The sequence below is a fragment of the Flammeovirga sp. SJP92 genome (genome assembly GCF_001583495.1).
Classification (GTDB): domain Bacteria; phylum Bacteroidota; class Bacteroidia; order Cytophagales; family Flammeovirgaceae; genus Flammeovirga.
In genome coordinates, this window is record NZ_LQAQ01000062.1 from 35175 (window position 1) to 57390 (window position 22216).

The 22216-nt window shown below is 32.8% G+C and carries 16 protein-coding genes; 12 read left to right on the forward strand and 4 right to left on the reverse strand.

Annotation, left to right across the window (positions count from 1 at the left end; translation table 11 throughout):
* Positions 1–107 precede the first annotated feature (107 nt).
* A complete protein-coding gene (locus AVL50_RS15970; protein ID WP_082795858.1) occupies positions 108–4262 on the reverse strand; it encodes a hybrid sensor histidine kinase/response regulator transcription factor in 4155 nt (1384 codons plus the stop codon).
* 314 nt (positions 4263–4576) lie between these two features.
* The gene (locus tag AVL50_RS15975) at positions 4577–5479 is read right to left on the reverse strand and encodes a helix-turn-helix domain-containing protein (protein WP_062617507.1); all 903 of its coding nucleotides are present in this window, start codon (positions 5477–5479) and stop codon (positions 4577–4579) included.
* A 173-nt stretch (positions 5480–5652) separates the two neighbouring features.
* On the opposite strand from AVL50_RS15975, the gene AVL50_RS15980 reads away from it, so the two are divergent.
* From AVL50_RS15980 to AVL50_RS15995, 4 genes are all read left to right on the forward strand, one after another.
* Positions 5653–6315 (forward strand): metallophosphoesterase family protein, encoded by a 663-nt coding sequence (locus tag AVL50_RS15980; protein ID WP_062617508.1) that lies wholly within the window; start codon positions 5653–5655, stop codon positions 6313–6315.
* A 57-nt stretch (positions 6316–6372) separates the two neighbouring features.
* Positions 6373–6894, forward strand: coding sequence for a hypothetical protein (locus AVL50_RS15985; protein ID WP_062617509.1), 522 nt, complete (start codon positions 6373–6375; stop codon positions 6892–6894).
* The gene (locus AVL50_RS15990; RefSeq protein ID WP_062617510.1) at positions 6887–7582 is read left to right on the forward strand and encodes a hypothetical protein; all 696 of its coding nucleotides are present in this window, start codon (positions 6887–6889) and stop codon (positions 7580–7582) included. The genes AVL50_RS15985 and AVL50_RS15990 overlap by 8 nt, the downstream gene beginning before the upstream one ends.
* A 204-nt stretch (positions 7583–7786) precedes the next feature.
* On the forward strand, positions 7787–8653 hold the full coding sequence (locus AVL50_RS15995; protein WP_157491363.1) for a hypothetical protein: 867 nt from the start codon (positions 7787–7789) through the stop codon (positions 8651–8653).
* Between the two features lie 205 nt (positions 8654–8858).
* On the opposite strand, the gene AVL50_RS16000 is transcribed toward AVL50_RS15995, so the two are convergent.
* The gene (locus AVL50_RS16000) at positions 8859–10199 is read right to left on the reverse strand and encodes a hypothetical protein (RefSeq protein WP_062617512.1); all 1341 of its coding nucleotides are present in this window, start codon (positions 10197–10199) and stop codon (positions 8859–8861) included.
* A gap of 196 nt (positions 10200–10395) precedes the next feature.
* Between AVL50_RS16000 and AVL50_RS16005 the strand changes: the two genes are divergently transcribed.
* The 8 genes from AVL50_RS16005 to AVL50_RS16040 all read left to right on the forward strand — a co-directional run bounded on the left by AVL50_RS16005 (position 10396) and on the right by AVL50_RS16040 (position 20085).
* On the forward strand, positions 10396–10803 hold the full coding sequence (locus AVL50_RS16005; RefSeq protein ID WP_062617513.1) for a hypothetical protein: 408 nt from the start codon (positions 10396–10398) through the stop codon (positions 10801–10803).
* A gap of 413 nt (positions 10804–11216) precedes the next feature.
* A complete protein-coding gene (locus AVL50_RS16010; RefSeq protein WP_062617514.1) occupies positions 11217–11864 on the forward strand; it encodes a hypothetical protein in 648 nt (215 codons plus the stop codon).
* A gap of 613 nt (positions 11865–12477) precedes the next feature.
* On the forward strand, positions 12478–12930 hold the full coding sequence (locus AVL50_RS16015) for a hypothetical protein (RefSeq protein WP_062617515.1): 453 nt from the start codon (positions 12478–12480) through the stop codon (positions 12928–12930).
* 484 nt (positions 12931–13414) lie between these two features.
* Positions 13415–14140, forward strand: a complete 726-nt coding sequence (locus AVL50_RS16020; RefSeq protein WP_062617516.1) for a DNA-binding domain-containing protein — start codon at positions 13415–13417, stop codon at positions 14138–14140.
* A gap of 555 nt (positions 14141–14695) precedes the next feature.
* The gene (locus AVL50_RS16025; RefSeq protein WP_062617517.1) at positions 14696–15247 is read left to right on the forward strand and encodes a transposase; all 552 of its coding nucleotides are present in this window, start codon (positions 14696–14698) and stop codon (positions 15245–15247) included.
* A gap of 492 nt (positions 15248–15739) precedes the next feature.
* The gene (locus AVL50_RS16030; protein ID WP_062617518.1) at positions 15740–17953 is read left to right on the forward strand and encodes a DNA cytosine methyltransferase; all 2214 of its coding nucleotides are present in this window, start codon (positions 15740–15742) and stop codon (positions 17951–17953) included.
* Positions 17954–18574 (forward strand): hypothetical protein, encoded by a 621-nt coding sequence (locus tag AVL50_RS16035; RefSeq protein ID WP_062617519.1) that lies wholly within the window; start codon positions 17954–17956, stop codon positions 18572–18574. It begins immediately after the preceding gene.
* Complete coding sequence (locus AVL50_RS16040; RefSeq protein ID WP_062617520.1) at positions 18571–20085, forward strand: DUF262 domain-containing protein; 1515 nt, start codon at positions 18571–18573, stop codon at positions 20083–20085. The genes AVL50_RS16035 and AVL50_RS16040 overlap by 4 nt, the downstream gene beginning before the upstream one ends.
* A gap of 104 nt (positions 20086–20189) precedes the next feature.
* Here the strand turns inward: AVL50_RS16040 and AVL50_RS16045 are convergent, their stop codons facing one another.
* Entirely contained in the window at positions 20190–21821 is a 1632-nt protein-coding gene (locus AVL50_RS16045; RefSeq protein ID WP_062617521.1) for a PfaD family polyunsaturated fatty acid/polyketide biosynthesis protein, read from the reverse strand.
* Between the last annotated feature and the right edge of the window lie 395 nt (positions 21822–22216).

Sequence of the window (22216 nt, forward strand, 5' to 3'; positions counted from 1 at the left end):
GACGACACTTTTTCAATTTAATAATTCAGTGAATTGAAAAGATACCTGTAGAGACGCAATGCTTTGCGTCTCACGAACCACAGCACGCCCCATTTTTCTTAATCTTTCTACTGAACTTTACTTTCACCTTCCTGCACAAATTCAGATGGGCTGACACCAAATTTTTCTTTGAATCGTTTTCTAAAAGTTCCTAGATCAGAATAGCCTACTTTCCAGGTTACTTCAGAAATATTGGTGTTGCCATTTCGGAATAATTCGGCGGCGTGCTTCAATCGAATATTGCGGATAAATGCAATGGTAGTTTCCCCTGTTAAGGCTTTGATTTTTTTGTTTAGGTGATTTCTCGAAAGGCCATATTCAACCGCTAGTTTATCGACATTAAAAGAGGTATCATCAAGGTTATTTTCGATGATGGAAAGAATCTTGTTTATGAACGCTACGTCAGGGGCAGTCTTGGAGATTAAGGAAGGATTAATTTTAATTTCTCTATCAAATTTTTCTATCAAACGCTCTCTATTTTTGAGAATAGAAAAGGCTATAGAATACAAAACATTTTGATCGAATGGCTTTGAAACATATGCATCGGCTCCTTCCATTAAACCTTCAATTTTATTTTCATTAGTACTTTTTGCAGTCAATAAAACCACAGGAATGTGGGAGACTTTTAAATCATTCTTGATGGTATGAAGCAGTTCCAAACCATTCATTTTAGGCATCATGACATCACTGATCACAATATCTGGCAAGTGCTCTACACATTGCTGGTGTCCTTGAAATCCATCTTCCGCTTCTATCACATGATGGTTTTTATTAAAAATAGAAGCAATCGTGCCTCTCAATTCCTCATTATCTTCTACTATTAGAAAAGTATATTTTTTAGAATAAGTCAATAATTCATCTTTTAAAGTTTCGATGGAAAACCTTTGTGGTGTCTCTTCAATATACATTTCCTTTGAAAGCTCTTCTGTTATCGTTCCCTCATTGATTTTAGGGAGATAGACTTTAAAAGTTGCTCCTTTTCCCTCTTCACTATCCACTTCAATAGTTCCATTATGAAGTTCCACTAAGTTTTTAATTAAGTTCAACCCAATACCGCTTCCATTTCTGTAAAACTTATTCTTCTCAGACTTTTGAAAATACCTCTTGAACAAGTGTTGCTGATCATTTTCATTAATACCAATACCAGTATCCGATACTTTAATCAAGACCTTATTTTGGAAAGACTGAATTGCTAAAGTCACCATACCCTTTTTAGGTGTAAATTTGATGGCGTTGGACAATAGATTATTGACGATTTTTTCTAGAAAGTCAGGATCAAATGACATGTTTATTTCATCCTGCTCTGTTATAAACTGAAGTGTCACTTCCTTATTTTCTGCTAAGGGTTGAAAGCCGTCAAAAATTGTATTAATAAACTTTACAATATTGATGGATTGCATGGAAAGCTGAATTTTATTCTGTTCTAGTTTTCGAAAATCTAGAATCTGATTGACCAAGCGGAGCATCAAATCAGCATTGTACTTGATTATTTTTAATTGTTGATTTCTCTCGTTAGCTGTTAAATCAATAGCGTTGATTAAACGATCTAAGGGGATCGTAATTAATGTCAGAGGTGTTCTAAATTCATGGGAGATATTGGTGAAAAATCGAAGTTTAGATTGGGCTGCTTCCTCTGCATTTTTCTTTTCCAATTCAGCAATAAACACCTCTCTTTTTTGCTTTCTAATACGATTGTATATTGTCAAAATAAAACCGCTAAGAAATACAAAACAGCAACCATACATAACCAAAGCCCAAACACTCAAAAGGGGGTGCCGAGCAATATTAATTTCCAATGCTATCGGTTGGTCTAACCACACTTCATCACTATTTGCCGCATTCACTTTTAAGGTATACTTCCCTGTGGGAATATTGGTATATTTCGCCTGTCGGCTATCATTTCTTGTGACTGTCCATTTTTCATCAAAACCTTCCAACTTATATCGAAATTTCACTTTGTGCTGACTATTGAATTGAAAGGCTTCAAAAGAGAGCGTAAAGCTGTTTTGGGAATGACTAAGATTAATTTTATCTGTATGTTCAATGCTGTGTTTAAGAATGACCCTCTGATTATATTTTTTATTGGGTGCTATCGTTTCATTTAGGATTTGAAGTTCTGAAAAGTACAAATTGGGTCGAGTGCTATCATTTACAATTTGGGAGGGATAAAACGTATTGAGTCCATTGACACCGCCAAACAGCATTTGCCCATCTTTACGTCTGCAACTCACCAAATCTTCAAATTCATTGGCCTGAAGCCCATCCGATTCATAGTAATTGACAAATTTATGAGATACTGGATTGTATTTGATCAACCCCTGATTACTGCTGAGCCATAAACAGCCTTTCTCATCTTCCTCCATTGATTTGATAGAGTTGCTCACCAATCCTTCTTCGATAGTGAGGGCATTAAATACTATTCTTTTATCCTTCCTAATGGCATCAAAATGTATTAATCCTCCCCCAATCGTTCCGATCCAAATTGTACCATTCTTCGCTTCAAAAATCTTAAGGAGGTATTCACTAGGAAGGTCGTATTTCGTTTTTCCTTCCCTATACGTATAGATTTTAGGATGCTGTTTTGGCAATTCTTCCTTCGGAATGAAGTTCAATCCTTTGTCTGTACCTATGAATAGATTTCCATTGGAATCCAATAAAATACTGCGGATAATATCTGACGTCAACCCTCCATTTTCCTTATTGGAATCAAATTGTTGAGCACTTCTAATTTCTCCATTTTGATTGGTTTCCAGTCGCCACAACCCTTCGTTATAAGTGCCTAACCATAAAACAGAATCGTTTTGGATTTTGATATCAAACACAAACCCTAATTGTTTTGCTAAAGGAGATTGAGGCAACAGCTTCATCGTATTGGGATCTAATGCCACTAAAAAAGTAGGAAAAGTAGTTCCCAACCAAATCAGTCTATTCCTGATTGTTGAATGGGGTAAATGCTGTTCTGCAATGGCATATACTCTATTATTTCCAACGGGATAATTTTTTACCGAAAGCTGTCCAAACCCGTTGTCATAATTGTATTTATTCTTCCCAATAAGATAATTAAGACCTCCTATTTCAGTGCCTATCCAAAGGTTTTGCTTGCTGTCCTCAAAAATTGCTTTGATATGATCGTCAAATAAAGAATTCTTATTGGTCTGCTGATAATGTTCAAACAGGCGGTTAGGATCAGAAATACAATATACGCCACCTCCCGTTGTAGCTACCCAAACTTGATTTTTATCTATACTAATTGATGTGACAGGATGATGCGACCTACCATTATTACTAGACGTTTGAAAGTGCTTTAAAAGCTGTAATTGTTGTTGGTGATAGACATAAGCAAAGACGCCTTTTCGATTACCTACCCATAATACACCATCTTGATAAGCAATTGTCTGACCTGAATTATATATTAAGTCCCTTAGATAAAACTCCAATTGATTTTTACGTTTCAATAAGGAAATAAACTCACCTGAAGTAATGATTTGCTCATCGCAATAAGTCATATCAGAAACATTCCCTGATGTTTTATCATAGTCTATCAAATGTAAATCTTGAAGACTGTTATTGATTCTAACTAACCCCGTATTTAACCCCAGCCAAATCTCATTGCCCTTCCCTTTAAAAATAGTTTGTACCACCACTTGATGCAATGAGTGATCAATTTCTGACAAAGGAATAGAAGTACTCCCTTTGATTTTATCATTTGCATCATCCAATTGAATCTTAATAAGCCGATCCCAATTCCCAATCCAAATACAATGATCATCAATTAAAAAAGAAGAAATGTCGTTCGTTTCTATTCGATAATCCTCTTCACTTTCCATCGTATAATTGGTAAACTTCTCTTTCTTTATATCCAACTTAGAAAGCCCTTTCCCAAAAGTCGAAACCCATATATTTCCCCATTTATCTTCAGTGATTTTTCGGGTCATATTACTGCCAATCGTGTTTTCAGATTTCCCCACTCTATATATTTTACTATCCAGACCATTGTACCGAACCAATCCATCGGAAGTAGCCAACCACAAAAAACCTTTGGAATCTTTGAACACATCCCTAATATCCAACTGGGCAATATCCTTTACTTTTTTGATCTCATAATTTATGTCTTGAATAGGGAAAGCATACAAACTATTACTGATAATAAAGCATAGAAATACAATAGTTTTAAGGAGATTAGACTTACTTGAGGTGAAATAGAACGAAAAATTGGTAGTCATAAGTTATGATAATTTATATCAGAATTCAGAGCGTTGCCTTATTTCAAGATATGCTATTGAAGAGTGTCTGAAGTATACATTAAAGCTAGTACAATCTGAGGAAATGACTTTTGATTTATACTCCAAAAACACCTTTGTTCATTTATTGTCTAGTTAAAAATGGAGGGGGTAAAGGCTTAGAGTGTATTTCTGAGGGTATCCGCAAACAACGTAGCCCACGACTGAAGTCATGGGCTTTTGGGAAGCTACACTAAGCCTCAACTTTCTTGATAAATTTGGGGTATTAAAATGCTAAAGACCAATTAAAAGAGTGCTTACTCTAGATTAAGTGCATTCAACATATAATCACTAAATTCTATTATAGCTTCATTCTCTTTAACCGTTACGTCTAAAGCTATTTGTAACTTTTCACCTGCATAATGGTGAATCTCTTCAAAAGCATTCAACATCTTTTCCAGCTTAAAAGGTATTTTAATTTCATACACACCATCAACTTGTTCCAAAGTCTCCAAATTCATAAAAAATCTAATTAAGAAAAGAATTGAAAAAAGTTTTGTTAAAGCATATGTCAACTCATTCTTTCCTTTCTTGGTCTCTTTCAGAATAATCATATATAAAATTAAACTTTCACTCATATCAAGTTTGTAAATATCAGAATCTCGAAATGATAATCCTTTATACTCTCGTAGTAAATTTAAAACTTTACTATAGTCTAACAATAATGAAAACTTATCTTCAAACTCCTCATTTTCGATCGCAATTCTATCCAAATACTTTTCTTGATCTAAGGCTTCTATGTATTCCATAAGCCTATCTTTTTTCATTCGGTATTTGAAATTATCAATAAAAATTATTTCAGAACTCACAATAAATTGTTCCCAAATTTTAAATTCTCCACTTTGAATTTGTTTTACACTTAGACTAAATCTCTTACGTATTGCATTCGACAATCCCTCAGGTGTGAAATCATATTTATATGCAACTTCTTTTAAAATGGTTCCACCCATTATTTCTTTGATACATAAAAATATTCTGTACTCTTCTGACATACCAAAAGGTGTCTTTTTTGAGTATTGCTTAAAAATTCTATCAAAATGTCTTCTGCTCACCCCCATTTCTTTAGCAATATCATCTCCCTTTAACTTCCCTCTCTCAAGTATGTCGTATTGTTTCATGAAGGCTATAAAATTCAATACCTTCTCAAATTCTTCGTTCATAATCAGCCATTATTTAGTTACTCTAGCAATATTAAAGGGCAAAAAATAAAAGCAGACAATCGAAATGGACTTTCTAAAATTATTACCTATTTCCAATGAAGCTGTATATATTGCTAGTTCAAAGATAAGTCAATTTAAAAGGTAATTTTCCAATCCCAAAAACTATAAATATCATGAAACGACTTTTTGCTATTGGTGATATCCATGGGTGTCTTGATCCATTAAAAGAACTAATAGAAAAACATATTCAACTTACAAAAGTGGATCGTTTAATATTACTCGGAGATTATATTGATCGTGGTAGTCAAAGTAAACAGGTGGTTGATTACATCATTGAACTACAAAAAAATAATTACGACATAATTCCATTAATGGGTAATCATGAAGCCTTACTACTTGATAGTATAAATAATGAGTATCTTCAGAATAAATGGCTTAATAATGGAGGAAATAAAACACTAATGAGTTTTAAAGTTGAATCCGCTAAAGATATTCCCCTTCAATACATTAACTTTTTCAATAGTCTTCCATATTTCTATCATTTCAAAAATTTCATTTTTGTTCATGCTGGTTTTAATGATAGTCATAAGACCCCGTTTCATGATAAATATTCCATGTTATGGAAAAGTCAAAAAGCATACTCCAATCATTTGCTTTCAAACAAGATAATTATACATGGGCACCGACCTATTTCAATTGAAAGGTGTAAAAAACAAATTGAGAATAATAATCAAGTGATTAATATTGATACAGGATGTGTTTATAGCCATAACATCAATCATGGTAAACTTACTTCAATAGAATTAATTCCAAATACACGTTTATACTTTGTTTGATAGAATCTTAATATTAAATTTGTGATTCGCGATTTGCGAATCGAAAATAATCATGATATGAAAAAGCATAATGGAATGCGTCCTCAGGATATTGTAATTCTATTAAAAATAGTTGCATATAGAAGTAAGGAATGGCGTAATATTGACTTGGCAAATGATATTAAAATTAGTGCATCTGAAGTTTCTGAAGCATTAAATAGATGCAAAATATCAGGTTTAATTAACTCGAAAAAGAGAAAGGTGAATGTAAATTCTCTAATGGAGTTCTTAATTTATGGACTAAAATATGTGTTCCCTGCTCAACCTGGACCAGTGCTAAAAGGTATACCAACAGCACATTCTGCTTCACCAATCAATGAATTTATCGTAAACGGTCTAGATACTTATGTTTGGCCTAGTGTAAGAGGTACACACCGAGGACAATCGATAGAACCTCTTTTTAAATCAATACCTCAAATTGTACAAGAAGATCAGTTATTTTATGAACTACTCACTATTGTCGATACTATTAGAATCGGGCGAGTAAGAGAAGTCAACATTGCAAAAGAAGAACTTGAAAAAAGATTAAAGCATGCATAGTTCAAATATTGAGATGTTACAAACTGTAGCAAAAGGATTGGAAGGCTTGACAGAAGAAATGGTATTTGTAGGAGGTGCTGTAGCTGAACTGTATGCAAGTCACCCTGAATTATCAGATATTAGACCTACCCTAGATGTAGATTGTGTCATTGAATTACAATCAAGAATTCATTTAGCAAAATTAGAAGATGATTTAAGAAGAATAGGATTTGCAAATGACATCTCTGAAGATGCTCCAATTTGTAGATGGGTATATAAAGGTATTAAAGTCGATATAATGCCATCTGATCCTACACTTTTAGGTTTTAGCAATGCTTGGTATAATGAAGGTATTGAAAATAAAATTGTAAAAATACTTCCTGATAAAACTGAAATTAATGTTTTTGCTCCAGAATATTATTTAGCCGCTAAATTTGAAGCACATAACGGTAGAGGTGGGAATGACTTAAGACAAAGTCACGATTTCGAAGACATCATTTATATTTTAGGTAATTGTGATGAACTCCTTAATAGGTTTAAAAAGTCTAATGAAACAGTAAAAGAGTACTTAAAAGAGCAATGCATTAATTTATTAAGTAATGACGGCTTAGAAGAAGGTATTGAAAGTGCATTACCCTATGGTTCTGAAGAGGAAGAAATTGAAATAATAATGGAACTTATCCAAAATATAGCAGAGCCTAAATGGTAAATATCAGAATATAAAATCTCACAAAAGTATATAATTTCAATCTATACAATTTACACAACACACAGGTTGAAAAGTTACCTGTAACGACTTACTAAGCATAACAATAAAAAAATAGAATCAACAGATATTTTTCACATCAAACTCAGCTGATTTAATCATAAAAAATATTAGTTTTGGTCTCAAATCTCATTAAAGCAAACAAATATGAAACTATTTTATTTTCTCTCTTTTAGTTTAATTTTCCTCATTTCATGTGACTCTGACGAGTTGAGTTATATGGAAAAACATGTAAAAACTGTTCGATATTACCTACCAACAGAAATCGATAATCAAAAATCCTTCACTGTAGAATACAATAATGATTTTAGCGTTAAAAGCTTTGACAACATTGACAATATCACATACGACAATGGACGTCTAATTTCATACACTAAAGAAAGTAGCAACAATCAAACTGAGAATATATCACTTGAGTTAGATGGAGATAAATTGATGAAGAAAGTAGAGGTTGCAGGTGAAGAAACAGAGGATTTTATTTTATACTTTGATGGAAATAAAGGCCAACCTTACGGTAAATTAAAAATATTTGACTCGTTCTCTTTAGTTGAAATATACGAATGGACTAACCACAATATAACTAAAATTTCAAACTATGAAGTTCCATCATTAAATGGACAAACAGAAAAAATACCTGATAATCTTTATACTTTTATTGGAAACTCAAACCCTTACTTTACTACTACTATCCAATATGATAATCATCCTAAAACTTTTAAGTTTTTCGAAGGGGTTTATGAATATCAAAGTTACTTTACTGAACTTTCTCCCATAGAGTCATTCCAAACTATGAACAATCCTACGCTAATCACAAGAAAAATCTATTCATTTGATTTGCCTAATTTTGATATTTCTAATATGGAAATTAACACACACTTTAAATATACCTACGATAAAGATGGATACATCTCTAGACAAGAAACTTTTCTTCGTCAAACGTGGGAATCCGAAGGAAGAGACAATTTGTATGAGCACGATGGGGTAATTTTAGAATTTGATTATGTGGAAGATTAAATGCTCAACACTGTTATTGGTCTCAAGCCGTTAAGCGATACTACGAACTGGCGTTTTGTATAAATCATAGAATTATACAAAACACCATAAGAAGGCTAGTGAAATTCCATACCAAAATAATCCCACCACAACTTGTTACAAAATTGAGGAAGAGATGCTGTTTTATATGGGGAGTGTTACAAAATCTGCGTAAACTTCACTTACACTAAAGTGTCGCTTTAATAGGTTCCAACGTCAACACCTCCTCCAAATAATGATTATAAAATTTCAATTGTCCTTTCTCGAAGAAATAAGGATATTCATTTAATTCCTCAGATCCTTTTTTCATATGAAAGAGCGCCTTTTCAAAATCAAAATCCCAATATGCTTTTTGAGGTTCATCGTTAGCAGAAGTGATGATAAGTTCATGATCCGGTAAAAATTCAATCGTTTTTTCTTCTCCTTTCACTACTTTCCATTTTCCTAGAAATGCCTTTTCAGCGACTTTGATAGTATACTTATCTTCTATGAAAGCTGATCTTCTTTCTAATTTCAATACCTTTTCTTCGTCATCCTTAGAAAAGCGTAATAATCCACCTTTTAATTCACAATTGAATTCCATCTCCCTTTCATTTCCGTCCATTTCAATTAAAGTGAGTACGCTCTTTTTAGCATCAAATGACCAAGAACCCAGTTTTTCAGACTTATCAGCCAAATAAAAAGTATGGTTTTCATTAAAGGTAAATCCATCATTTTCCTTTCCTAATATGAACCACTCACCCAAAATATCAGACTCCGTCATCTTCTTATTTTCATCAGAATAAGTAATATGTCTAACGTTTACACCTACCAATATTCGATCTTTATTGTATCTATATTGACGTATCCAATTTTCATTTTGGTCATACTCATATTCATAATATACGACCCTAGTGTCTTCTTTCTCAGGATTGAATTCTACCTCTTTTATTGCATCACCAAAAGAATTATGCTCAATTTTTATGGTCTCTTTTACTTTATCAGAGGGAAGTTTCTTAGTCATTAATATCAGCTTACCATCCTTATAATCACATTCGGTAACTTGTACTACTTTACCCTCAGCATCTAAATCAGTCCTTTTAGAGATGACCTTATCGCTATTGTATTCCTTTAAATTTGAGTATTTAATTTGATCCTCATCGTCATAATAAATCTCTTCTACAACTAAACCATCTACAATTTTGCTCCTCATTAATGTATTGAGTTTTCCTCTCACAAAAATCGAAACAGTGGTTACATTTCCAGAGGAGTTAAAAGTACTTTCATAGTTCCAATACACCTCACCTTTATCATCTATAAAATCAGCATCTGCGATCACATTTTGCTCGTTATATTTATAGATATTGTAGGAGTAATCATCAAAATATTCTATTGAAAACTTTCCTTTTTCACTTGAGATATCATGATGACTTTGGATGACTTGAACCTTTTTCGGTTGGTCCAAATCTGTCTTTTTCAAACTTCGAGGAAAAGAAGAAACACATGCTGTCAGTCCTGCAATAAGGAGTAAAAGTAAATACTTGGTCATAATTTGTTTTAGGCTAAAAATATAAAATTAGATTTCAGGCAAATATACAGATCTATTAGGTATTACGATAATTTAAAGTGTTTTACTTAAAAGTAACTTATTTATAGTTAAACAAATACAAAAGATTAATATTAAACAACTATTTTTATTGAAATTTATACCTTAAAATAAATGAGGAGCTTAATATAAATTACAAATGATCAATAATGATATTATATTCAGAGATATAGAAAAATCTTTAGAGGATATTGATCGAATTTTCAAAGAGTCTAGAGAAATAGAAGCAAAACTTAAAGCGAGTATCGAAAGAACAAACGAAGCAGTAAAAGAACCTCAACCTACCAAAATTGATGAGTTGAAGGATTGGCACCGTGATCAAAAAGCTCAATTAAATAAAATACATCAAGATAACTTAGAGAAAAAAGAGGCCTTTGTTAGGCTTCATAAAAAGAGGTTAAATGAAAAACTAAGCAAATTAGAAGACTCTCTATCTCAATCAAAAATATCTCAAATCAAAGATAAAGTGAATCAACAGAGAGTCAAAGACTTGGAAAAACTTGAATTGATTAAAGTGAAACTAATTGAGAAAATTAGGATACAATAAACACTCTAAATCAGATATATCTAGTACTTCAATACTCTTTTGAGGCAGTACCTTAAAATAGTGTTATACCTCCTCTTCAATCTACATATATAATGAAACAAGAATCTACCAATCCAAATGTAATTCTGAGGTTAGAAGATAAAATGAATTTACAGATCAATCATCTCCTCTATTATTTATGCTGAGTAGACCCATAATTGAAATTATGGGCTTTTGAGAAGACATCCCATTGATCGGGTTTTGATTATCCATATTTGACCTATTCGTATTGAAATGGTCCGCAAGCCACAAAGCATTGTGGCTCTACTAAGCGGTAAACTTCCAATAATAGGATTTTTTATGAGTAAATTTTAAACTTCAAATGAATAAACTACTTTTACCTTCATAAAGTAAACAAACAATCTATTAGTGACATGAAACAAACAATTTATCTACTAGTACTACTTATTATCACAATATCTTGTACTGAAAATGAAGTCGAACCAACAGTAGACAGCTGGAAAAAACCTTATATAGACTATTTGGTGGGATCTGATAATAAAATGTGGTTACTTGATAAAGGTAACTGGGGACATCTTGCTATTGGTTCTGGAGAATCATACGAACCTGATTGGTGGATATCTGAAATTAATGATTTTGAAGGAAGAGGAATTTATGATGATCAAATGAGTTTTTCTTTAGAAGATAGCTTATTTACCCTGAGCAATAATCAAACTACAATGGTTTTTGATGATAAAGACCAAAAGAATAAAAACTATTTTGATAGTTTAGGAGGGAAGTTATTAAATGATGATACCTTCTTAACTTATGAAATTGATTTTCCTAATAAAGAGCAGTGGAAATGGGGCCTATATAAAGAAGATGATAAAGTATTTCTTGATTTTAAGAATGGTGCTTTTCCAATATATCATAGAGACTCCAATTTATCTTACGAGATCACTTTATTGAATGAAAATGAATTAGAATTAAGAGCTTTAAGTAAAGATAAAATTGTAGCTAATTATTTTATTTTCATAAGAGAAGGTTATACAAGACCTGATGTTAGTGCAGAAGTTAAGTAAAGGTTTAAAAGGTAATATTCCATCTTCTATGAGCAATTTGAAAGACCTTAAATCCTTGTACTTAAATGATCCTTATAAAAATTAAGTAGGAATATATAATATATCACAAGAATATAAAAAAGACCCCGAACAATGTCTAATTGGGCATTGTTCGGGGTTTTAACTCCCTCACTGTTCTTGGTGTTAAGCCGAAAGGTGTCACTGAGAACTTGTATTTTGTTATAGTCTGTGACTTATCACCAATCACCACAAAACATTATCCCCATAAAAGACGGTGAACTTCCAATAATAGACCTAACCTAATAAACCGCACATGTAGAAGCGTTGCCTGCAACGCTGGTTATCAGTTATTAGTATCTCATTTTCAACATCTATTTCTTCTTTTAAGAAAGTTTTATGGAGTTTTTTAATCGATTTAATTAATTCAATCATAATAAGGTTTTAATAATTTCCCTCTGTTCTTGGTGTCAAGCCGAAAGGCGTCACTGAGAACTTGTATTTTGTGATAGTCTGTGACTTATAACAAAGAACCACAAACTTTTTTTAAAGAAAAATTCATTTTAGATATTTATATTTAGAGTAATATTGAACTAAACTTTACTTTTTTTTCTTTATGCAAGCTATAACAAAGTTATTTTACATCGTATTTATTCAATTAGTTTTTTTATTAATATTTCCTTCATGCCAAAACGAAAATAAAAAAGATAAAGATGATATTACTATGGTAAAAACAAGTATAACTGAAACTAAAAAAAATATTAAATTAGAACTACAAAATAATACCCTAGATTCACAAAAGATTAATCTTTATAAAAAACAAATAATTGGGAAATGGGTAAATAAAGAAGCTGAAAAAGGAGTTACGAAGTTCTATCAAGACTACTATATTTCATTGAATCATCCTGATAAAAAAGTAAAATATTCCATTACAAAAGATAATCAATTAGTTTTTCATTTTAGTGATGACTTGAATGTTGAATACGATATTATTTCCTTTACAGAAGATTCTATTCATGGTGTCAATGCATTTGATTATAACCTAATTTTATATAAGATTAAAAAGTAAACTACACTTCTCATCATTGTTGTTATAAGTCACAGACTATAACAATAACCAAGTTCTCAGTGACGCCTCTCGGCTTGACACTAAAAACAGTGATGTCTACTTTCAAGCCACACTGTTTGAAATGTGAAGCGGTAGCGTCATTTCGAACTTGGGTTTTGTGATAGTCTGTGACTTATCACCAATAATCCAAAAATCAAATCTCCAACCCAAAACTAATTGCTAATGGTACGTGAACCACAAATACCCCTTCCTTCTCACCCCAAAATTCCCACAAATCCCTTGACTATTCGAGAATTAACCCTTAACATTACATCCGATTTGAATACTAACACTCATTGCATGATGCGATAACGATCATACCTAAAGCAAATTACTTTTCAGAAAGTAAACTAAACCATCCCACAGGGGTATACTGCTAAATCTCACACACAATGATTCATTCAACATCACTAAATTATTTTTAACCAAAAAGCTGACTTAAACGATGGCTATTGAAAACAATCAAGTAGACATACAATTGTATGATCTGACTGTTACTCCCGATCCTAACGACTTTTTCGGTAGAGTAAGAAGCAAAGGAACTTTAACGAATGAGGCAATTGCAAGCCGTATCAAGAAAGAGGGTTCTGAATACCAAGCGGAAACGATTATTGAATTGCTCAACCGTGCTGACCGTATTAAAAGTGAAGGTCTGGCACAAGGGTACAGCATCAACACACAGTTTATCAATGCTCGATTGGGCGTAAGCGGTGTATTTTATGAGCAGGTGTTCAATCCACTCAAACAACAACTGAAAGCCGTTATCAATCTCACGTCGAACAGTCGTGAAATGATTGAGAAAACCAAAGTAACGGTATTAGGGCAAGCACAGACGGGACCTGTATTGTTAAGAGTGGTCGATAGTTTGACGGGAGAAACCAACAATCAAATCACCCCTAATAATGCGGTAACACTTTTCGGAGATCGTATTAAAATTGAAGGGGATGATGCACATCAAGAGGAAGTAGGATTATACTTTGTCAACCTTGATGATCAGTCTAAAACAAAAGTGGCACAGTTGATCAGCAATGAAAACAAAGCGGTGATCTTTATGGTGCCCTCTCTTCCAAAAGGGAACTACGAGCTGGAGTTGGTGACGCAAAGGAGTTTGAATAAACTGCTCAAATCACCAAGAACAGAACGTCTGGAAAATGTTTTAATTGTGAATTAAAAAATTAAAGAAGGTCATTTAAAGTGAAAAAATCTCTGAATGACCTCTTTTTATAGCTATTTCAAGCCTTTTGACAAGGGTGACGTCTTCACCCTTATAAGGGAAGACACTGCGACCTATGAAGGGTGAACACTGCGACCTACTAAGGGTGAAGACCACTCCCTTATAAGGATAGAGAGCTCACCCACTGTTCTTGATGTCAAGCCGAAAGGCGTCACTGAGGACCTAATAATTGGATAAGCCTGTGACTTATAACTTGGTCAAACATATAAAATATGCACTACTGAAGATCAACAATGAAAGCATTGTTATAAATCACAGACTATAACAATAACCAAGTTCGAAATGCGCTACCGCTTAACATTTCAAACAGTGAGGCATTGTGGTACAATTGAAAGCTTCTGCCACCACCACTGTTTTGAGTGTCAAGCCGAAAGGCGTCACTGAGAACTACCACTTTGTTATAGTCTGTGACTTATAACAAAAAAACATTTCATTCCCACCTCCCTTATCACTAACTTCGATAAATAAAAAACTAATTAATAACGATTCATCATGGGTAGAACACACTCCTTCTACGATCAAGAAGCAACCTATTTCATAACAATGACAGTAGTCTATTGGATAGATGTATTCACAAGAGAAGAATACCGTAATATCATCCTAGATAGTTTCAAATATTGCCAAGAACACAAAGGCTTAAAAATTCATGCCTATGTGATAATGAGTAATCATATTCATATGATCATCACAAAAGGACGCCACAAAAACCTGTCTGATATTTTGAGAGATCTCAAAAAACACACCGCTAAGACTATTGTAAAAAGCATTGAAGAAAACACCAAAGAAAGTCGAAGAGAATGGATGCTTTGGATGTTTCAGAGGGCTGGTCAAAAAAATCCCAAAAACAAAGAATTCCAATTTTGGCAACAGCACAACCAACCCATTATTCTAGATACTTCTGAAAAACTTTTACAACGATTAGGCTACATTCATGACAACCCTGTTAAAGCAGGAATAGTACTAGACGCAAAAGATTACCTCTACTCAAGTGCATCCAATTATCATGGAATGAAATACAATTTATTGAAAGTAGACCTGTTATAATTATTATTTAAATCATTGTTATAAGTCATAGACTATAACAATAACCAAGTTCGAAATGACGCTACCGCTTAACATTTCAAACAGTAAGTGATTGTGAGAAAATTGAAAGCTACTACTACCACTACTGTTTTTAGTATCAAGCCGAAAGGCGTCACTGAGAACTAACCTTTTGTTATAGTCTGTGACTTATAACAAATACCCACAAACTAGAGCCTTTATATCTCCTCCTTCATGAAAGTGTATTCCTTATGGTACGTAAGCCACAAGGCATTGTGGCTCTACAAAGCGGTGAACTTCCAATAATAGAACTAACCTAAATCACACACTTAGAAGCGTTACCTGTAACAGCTTACAAACCACAAGTACTTATAATACCCATAAAGGAAGATTCTACTTTTATAAAGGAAAATTATGAAATAAAAATTGACTCACTATTGGATAAACAATAATTGTCCGTAATTTTGTCCGTGTACGTAAAAATGTCCGTAAAACATGGCAACAATAAATTATTATTTAGATAAAGAAGATAAAAAAGGATATGCTCCAATTCATATGCGTATCAATTGTAGCGGTTCTCAAGTAAAAATTTCTACTAGAAGAAAAATTGAACCTAAATATTTCGATAAATCTACCCAAACAGTAATTAATGAATTTGAAAATTCAATTGAGTATAATCATTATCTTAATTTCCTCAAGAATAGGGCTGATGAGCTATTAAATCCTTCTTATGGAAAAACATATTCTGAAAAAGAACTAAAAAAAATACTGAACGATCATATTGTGAATTATAAAGAGAATAACGAGGTAAATATTATTAGAGAACAACTTTCTCTTTATGGTAAATCATTTAAATTTGTTGACTTATTTGCAGGTGCAGGAGGATTTAGTGAAGGCTTTTTACAGGCAAAAGCAAATAACAAATTCTTTGATTTTATTGTGGCTAATGATATTAATGAAAATTGTGAGCTGACGCACGTAGTTCGTTATAATCATCAACTAGGACTTGATGCTCAATTTTTATGTCAAGATATAACTGAACCTGATTTTTTAGACAACTTATTAGAAAAAGTCGGGAAACATAAAATTGACGTTGTTTGTGGAGGGCCTCCTTGTCAAAGTTTTAGTTTGGCTGGAAAACGTAAAAAGTTCGATAAAAAAGATGATTTATTTTCTCACTACTTAGAAGTAATCAAGGTTTTACAACCTAAATACTTCGTGATGGAAAATGTAAAAGGTATTCTAACTAAAGAAAAAGGCAAAATAAAAGATTTAATATTGAGGGAGATAAATTCAATTATTGATATCAAAGAAGTTCCTCAATTAACTGCCTTTTTAAAATCTCTAAGACATAAATCATCTTTAGATGAATTTGTAATTGATAGCTTAATTAAACGTATTGAAATAGAAAGATTACCTGAATCCAAAAAATCATCAGGAAAAGAAGCCTTTATTAAACATATTGAAGCTAAGTTCAGAAATATCACTCCAAAAATAGTTGATTACCGTACGAGTAAAACAGATGAACGTATAAGTACAATCCGTCATGGTTTTAACATTTTACTTCGTAATAAAGAATGGGAAAAACTGAAAAGAGATATCATAAAAGAAAAAGATCAATGCAATATTGATAATGACTTTTTTGTTGAGTCATTTACAAACTTCATTTCAGACTTAGGTGTTGATAATATTATTGAAAAAATTAAAACTGCATTTTCTCAATTAGATGTTCCTGATGCCTACAGTAGTGATATTAATAATATTCTTACTTCTCTTAGAATCTACACACTTTCTTTTGATGAAATCATTGAATTTTTGAAAGAAAAATGTGATCCTAAACAAACTAAAGAATTAGATGTAATTGTAGATAACATTCGTTTATACCGAATAGAGAAGCCTTTTGTTGCAAATGCTTCCAATTATGGTGTGCCACAAAATCGGGAAAGGGTTTTATTTATTGGATGTAGAAAAGATCAAAAGTTTATTTCAGAAATTCCTCCAACAGTTTCAGAAGAAGAGAAAGTTACTATTTTTGAAGCTTTGCATGATCTTGACTTCATTGGAAATAATCAAGAAAAACACCATTATGAGGAAGTTGATATTACAGCTCAATATAATGGTTCTGCAAAGAAAATGAAGCAACTCATTAAACCAAGAACAATTGATGGAAAACCCAATTCTAAAAAAGGTAAGACTTTTGCTGAATGGAGTCGTGAAGGTCGTTTATTAGAACAATATCAAAATGCTAATAAACCATTTTACGTAAGAAATACAGAAGCTTTAGAAAATGGAGAAAAAAACTATGATATTCTTAACAATCATAAAACCAGTAATCAAAATGAAACTGTTGTAAAACGTCTAGAAATAATATTAAAATCAGGTAGTTATAAAGAGGCACAAATTGAATTAGCAAAGAATAATCTTTCTTCTAACAAACGAAATTATAATGTTCTAAAACCAGAGGAACAAAGCTCTACAATTATGACAATACCTGATGATTATATTCACTATAATTCTCCAAGGGCATTAACTGTTAGGGAGATGGCAAGACTACAGTCTTTTGATGACTCTTTTGTTTTTCAAGGTAAAAGAACAACTGGCGGTAGCGATAGAAAAATAACTGTTCCACAATATACTCTTGTAGGAAATGCAGTCCCTCCATTAATGGCTAAGGCTATTGGAATAGAAATATTAAAGAACATCAAATAAATGGATATTGCAGCTTTTAAAAAAGATAGTCTTAATTTATCACACGAAGATGTTGTCCAAAAATATCTTCTTGATGGATCATGCTTTTTCTTTGATAAAATAGAAAAAACAAATGAATTCCAATTTAAAAAAGATCTAGCTAATTCTCTTGATGTACATATAAGAGACATTGCTATAGTTGGTTCAGCAAAACTAGGTTTTAGTATAAAACCTGATAAAGGAACTGAAGGTCTATATTCTTTTAAAGAGTTTGACTTCGATTATTCCAAAGACACAAATAAAAAAAAATCAGATTTAGATATTGCAATAGTTTCAAATACATTATTTGACAACCAGCTAAAAATGATTTATGAATATACTGGAAGTTATTCAAACTTAGATCTATTCAGTAAAAAAGGAGGCCGAAATGAATTTGCTAAATACATTTTAAAAGGTTGGATAAGACCTGATTTAGTCCCTGATAATTATAAAATATCAGAAGCAATAAAAGATATCCAAGATAAATATAAAACCCTTTTCAAAAGAGATGTTAATATTGGTATTTATAAAAATTGGTATTATTTCGAAAATTACCATATTGAAAACATTAGAAAGATATATTTAAATTTAATAGCAACATGAATAATAAAAAATTACCTGACAGCATACCAACAACAAGTGTCAAGATAATCGAAATTTACAACAAAATTGATAATGAATTATTAGAAACACAACCAGGTTATCAAAGAAAACTTGTTTGGAAAAAACAACACAAGTATGCTTTTATTGAAACAATTTTAAAGAATTTCCCTTTTCCTGAAGTATATATTGCTAGTTCAGATATTGATATTGATCAAATGATAGCTAAAGAAGAAATAGTAGATGGTCAACAAAGACTTTCTACTATTGTAGAATATATCAAAGGCTCTGGAGATTTTAAATCACAAAATAAAATTCCTTCATTTAATCAATTAACTCCATCTGAAAAAAAAGAGTTTTTGAATTACAAAGTTTCGGTTAAAGATTTAAAAGACATTGATAGAGGTATTGTTACAGAAATCTTTCAAAGAATTAATAGTACCGATTATTCTCTAAATGGAAATGAAAAAAATAATGCTATGTATGGAGATGGTGAAATTTCTATTTTTTGTAAATTATTAGTTGATCCCTCTTTTGATATTGATAAATCAATGACAGACATTAGGATTGAAAAATCCGAAAGAGAATTTATTAATTCATTTTTTACAGAAAATGAAGTATTCTCCGAAAATGATATTAAAAGAATGTTTGATTTTCAATATACAATGTTAATAATTTCCACACTGATTGAAGGTAATTACTTTGGGAGAAGTACAAAAATAAACCAATACCTTGAAGAGTATAATGCAGCATTTGAAAAGTCGAACACAATATTAAAGTTGCTTTTAAAATCAATTCAAACTATAAAATCTATTGGACTTCCAAAGGAGAGTTATTGGTTTAATAAAGCTAACTTATTTACATTAATTATCGAACTATCTAAAGTTGATGAAAGTCAACTTAACCTAGAACTATTAATGTCAGCTTTATTAGAATTAGAATCTAAGGTAGATATTTACTTTGATGCAGACACTGTTAAAGATCTTGAAGATATTTCAGAAAATGAAAGAAGATATTTTGAAGTCGCTAGACAAGGTAGCCACGAAAAATCTTCAAGAGATCATAGAGGTCGTGTCATTTCTGAATTAATAGAAAAATGTAAAACTAAAGAGGTATTTGAGAATAACCCTATAAAATCAATTTCAGATTATTTTATAGAAAATAATATAGCATTTAGCAGGTTAATTCCCACAAAAACAGGTCTTTCTAAATCCATAATGGATGCTACACTTCCAGTTCGTGATTTTTTTAAAAATACAAACTTTCATGATTATGACTCACAATCAAAAGGACCTGAACATAAAATTTCAAAAAAAGCAATCATTATTGATAATACTCAAGATGAAGTTGACGTAACATTATATAAAGCTAATAAAAGAGGAGATACTAGAATATGGTTCAGCGGATTAAAAGAATACTGTAACGCTAATGATACCTTATTTCTATTCTGGAAGAATAATAGCCTTTATGTTATAAATTCAAATAAATTTGGTATTGACAAGCTTCCAAAATAAAAATCATTATATTTTTCTACATTATACAAAAAAAGACCCCGTCGCCAAAAGCCACGGGGTCAATCAGAATAAATAAGATATGAATGAACAGCGAAGCGTGAAGCCTAATATTTCACACTTGCTGCTTTGAATTTGCCGTCGATTTGTACGCCATGCATTTCTAAGTATTGCAATCTGTACAAGTAGGCAGCGCCGTTGAACAATGCGTGAGCAACGTCTACTGCTTTACGGTTTTCCCAGTTTTCAAGAGGAGTACCTTTTACCCACTCGTTGAATGCACCCATGGCAGGACCACACCAGATTTGGTAATCCAACTCTCTGCCTTTCACACCACGGTTAGCCCATGATGAAGAAAGTCCTAAGTACCAACGGAAGATCAATGCCATCTTACGCTTTGGATTGTTTTCTGATCTTGTGATTTGCTCTGGATCACGCTCTTGGAAAAACTCAATACACATCTTCCAGATGTTCTCTAAAGTATCTTGAAAGACCGTCTTTTCTAACGTAGCACGCTCTTTGACTGGAATCGCATCGATGCCGTCATAAGCGATGTACGTATCATATAATTTTTGTGCTCTTAAAGCGAACAATGTTCCCTTCTTCAACACTTGTAATTTCACTCCCAACTCAAACATATCTGATGCTGGCGCCATCATGATGTCTGTCATTCCTGCTTGTGCTAAAACCTTACGAGAGTGGTCTGATGCACCTGATTCTAAACATGCTTGGTTGATTGAACCTGTTACTACAAACGCCGCACCCATAGCGAAAGCCGCTAATACCGATTGAGGCGTTGAGATACCACCTGCAGCACCTACACGTACTTGCTCAGGGTAGTTCAATTCTTCTTGGATTCTGTTTCTTAACAATAACACTGATGGTAATAATGATACCAACGGTCTATTGTCTGTATGTCCACCCGAATCCGCTTCTACAGTGATGTCGTCTGCCATTGGTACAGATAATGCCAATGTTGCTTGCTCAGCTGTAATCTGACCTTCTGCTACCAACTTGTCTAAGATCGACTTTGGCGCTGGACGCATGAATTTCTCCGCTACTTCTAAACGAGATACTTTTGCGATGATCTTGTTTTCCATATGGATCGATCCATCCGCATTTTTGCGTAACCCTGCTGCTCTGAACTTCACTACAAATGGTGTTAAGTCCATAAATGCAGAGGCTTCAATCACTTTCACACCACGCTTTAAGAACAACTCACAAGCTTCACGCTCTAAAGCTACCTCATTTGGTGAGTGAATTAAGTTGAACGCATACGGTCCGTTTGGTAATGCCGCTTGGATTTTGTCGATCGCCTGCTCAATTCTTGAAGGAATCAATCCACCTGCACCAAATGAACATAACATACCTGCTTTACCCAATGCAATCACTAGGTCTTCCGAAGAAATACCGTTGGCCATTGCACCACCCATATAGTTATATTTCAAACCATACGCCGCTCTGAATGAAGGATCACCCAATGCTTCAGGAGCATAAGCTGGAATGTTCGCTAAAAGTTCTGCAGACTGTAAATCCGATGAAGAGGCTGTTCCCATTCCATCTGCTACACCTACTGTACCTTCTTGGTTTCTGATCACAAAAAGCTGTTTGTCTAATTTCTCAAACTGCTGCTTGATCTCCTCCGTTGTATATTTTGCAAAGCTTGAAGCACCAAACCACTTTGATGTGGACTTGGCAGCTGTCTTTAAGCCGTTGTTTTTTGTCAATGTCGTATTCATCTTTTTGAATGAATAATTAAGTGTTATCAATATGTTTCAAGTGTTAAGCGCTAGCGTCACTTGGAACTGTTTATTGGCGAAGTCTCCCGACTTCGAATCCTACTTTGTGTTTATTTCGAAGTCGGGAGACTTCGCCAATGTGTCATCACAAGTGACGCCTATCGGCTTAACACTTGCGATATAGGCATTATCAACCCATGATTTAAATCATGGGTTGATGATGTGGATTGAATTAACCAATTACTAAAGAAAGGTCCGTTAATTCATAGATTCTCAAATCGCCTTTCCAAAGGTTCGCATCTACAAGGATTACGACTTTACCGTTTTCCTTCGTTACTTCTTTGATATGGCAATCCAAGTTCATTGTTGGGTCACCTTGAAGGATTTGACCTCTG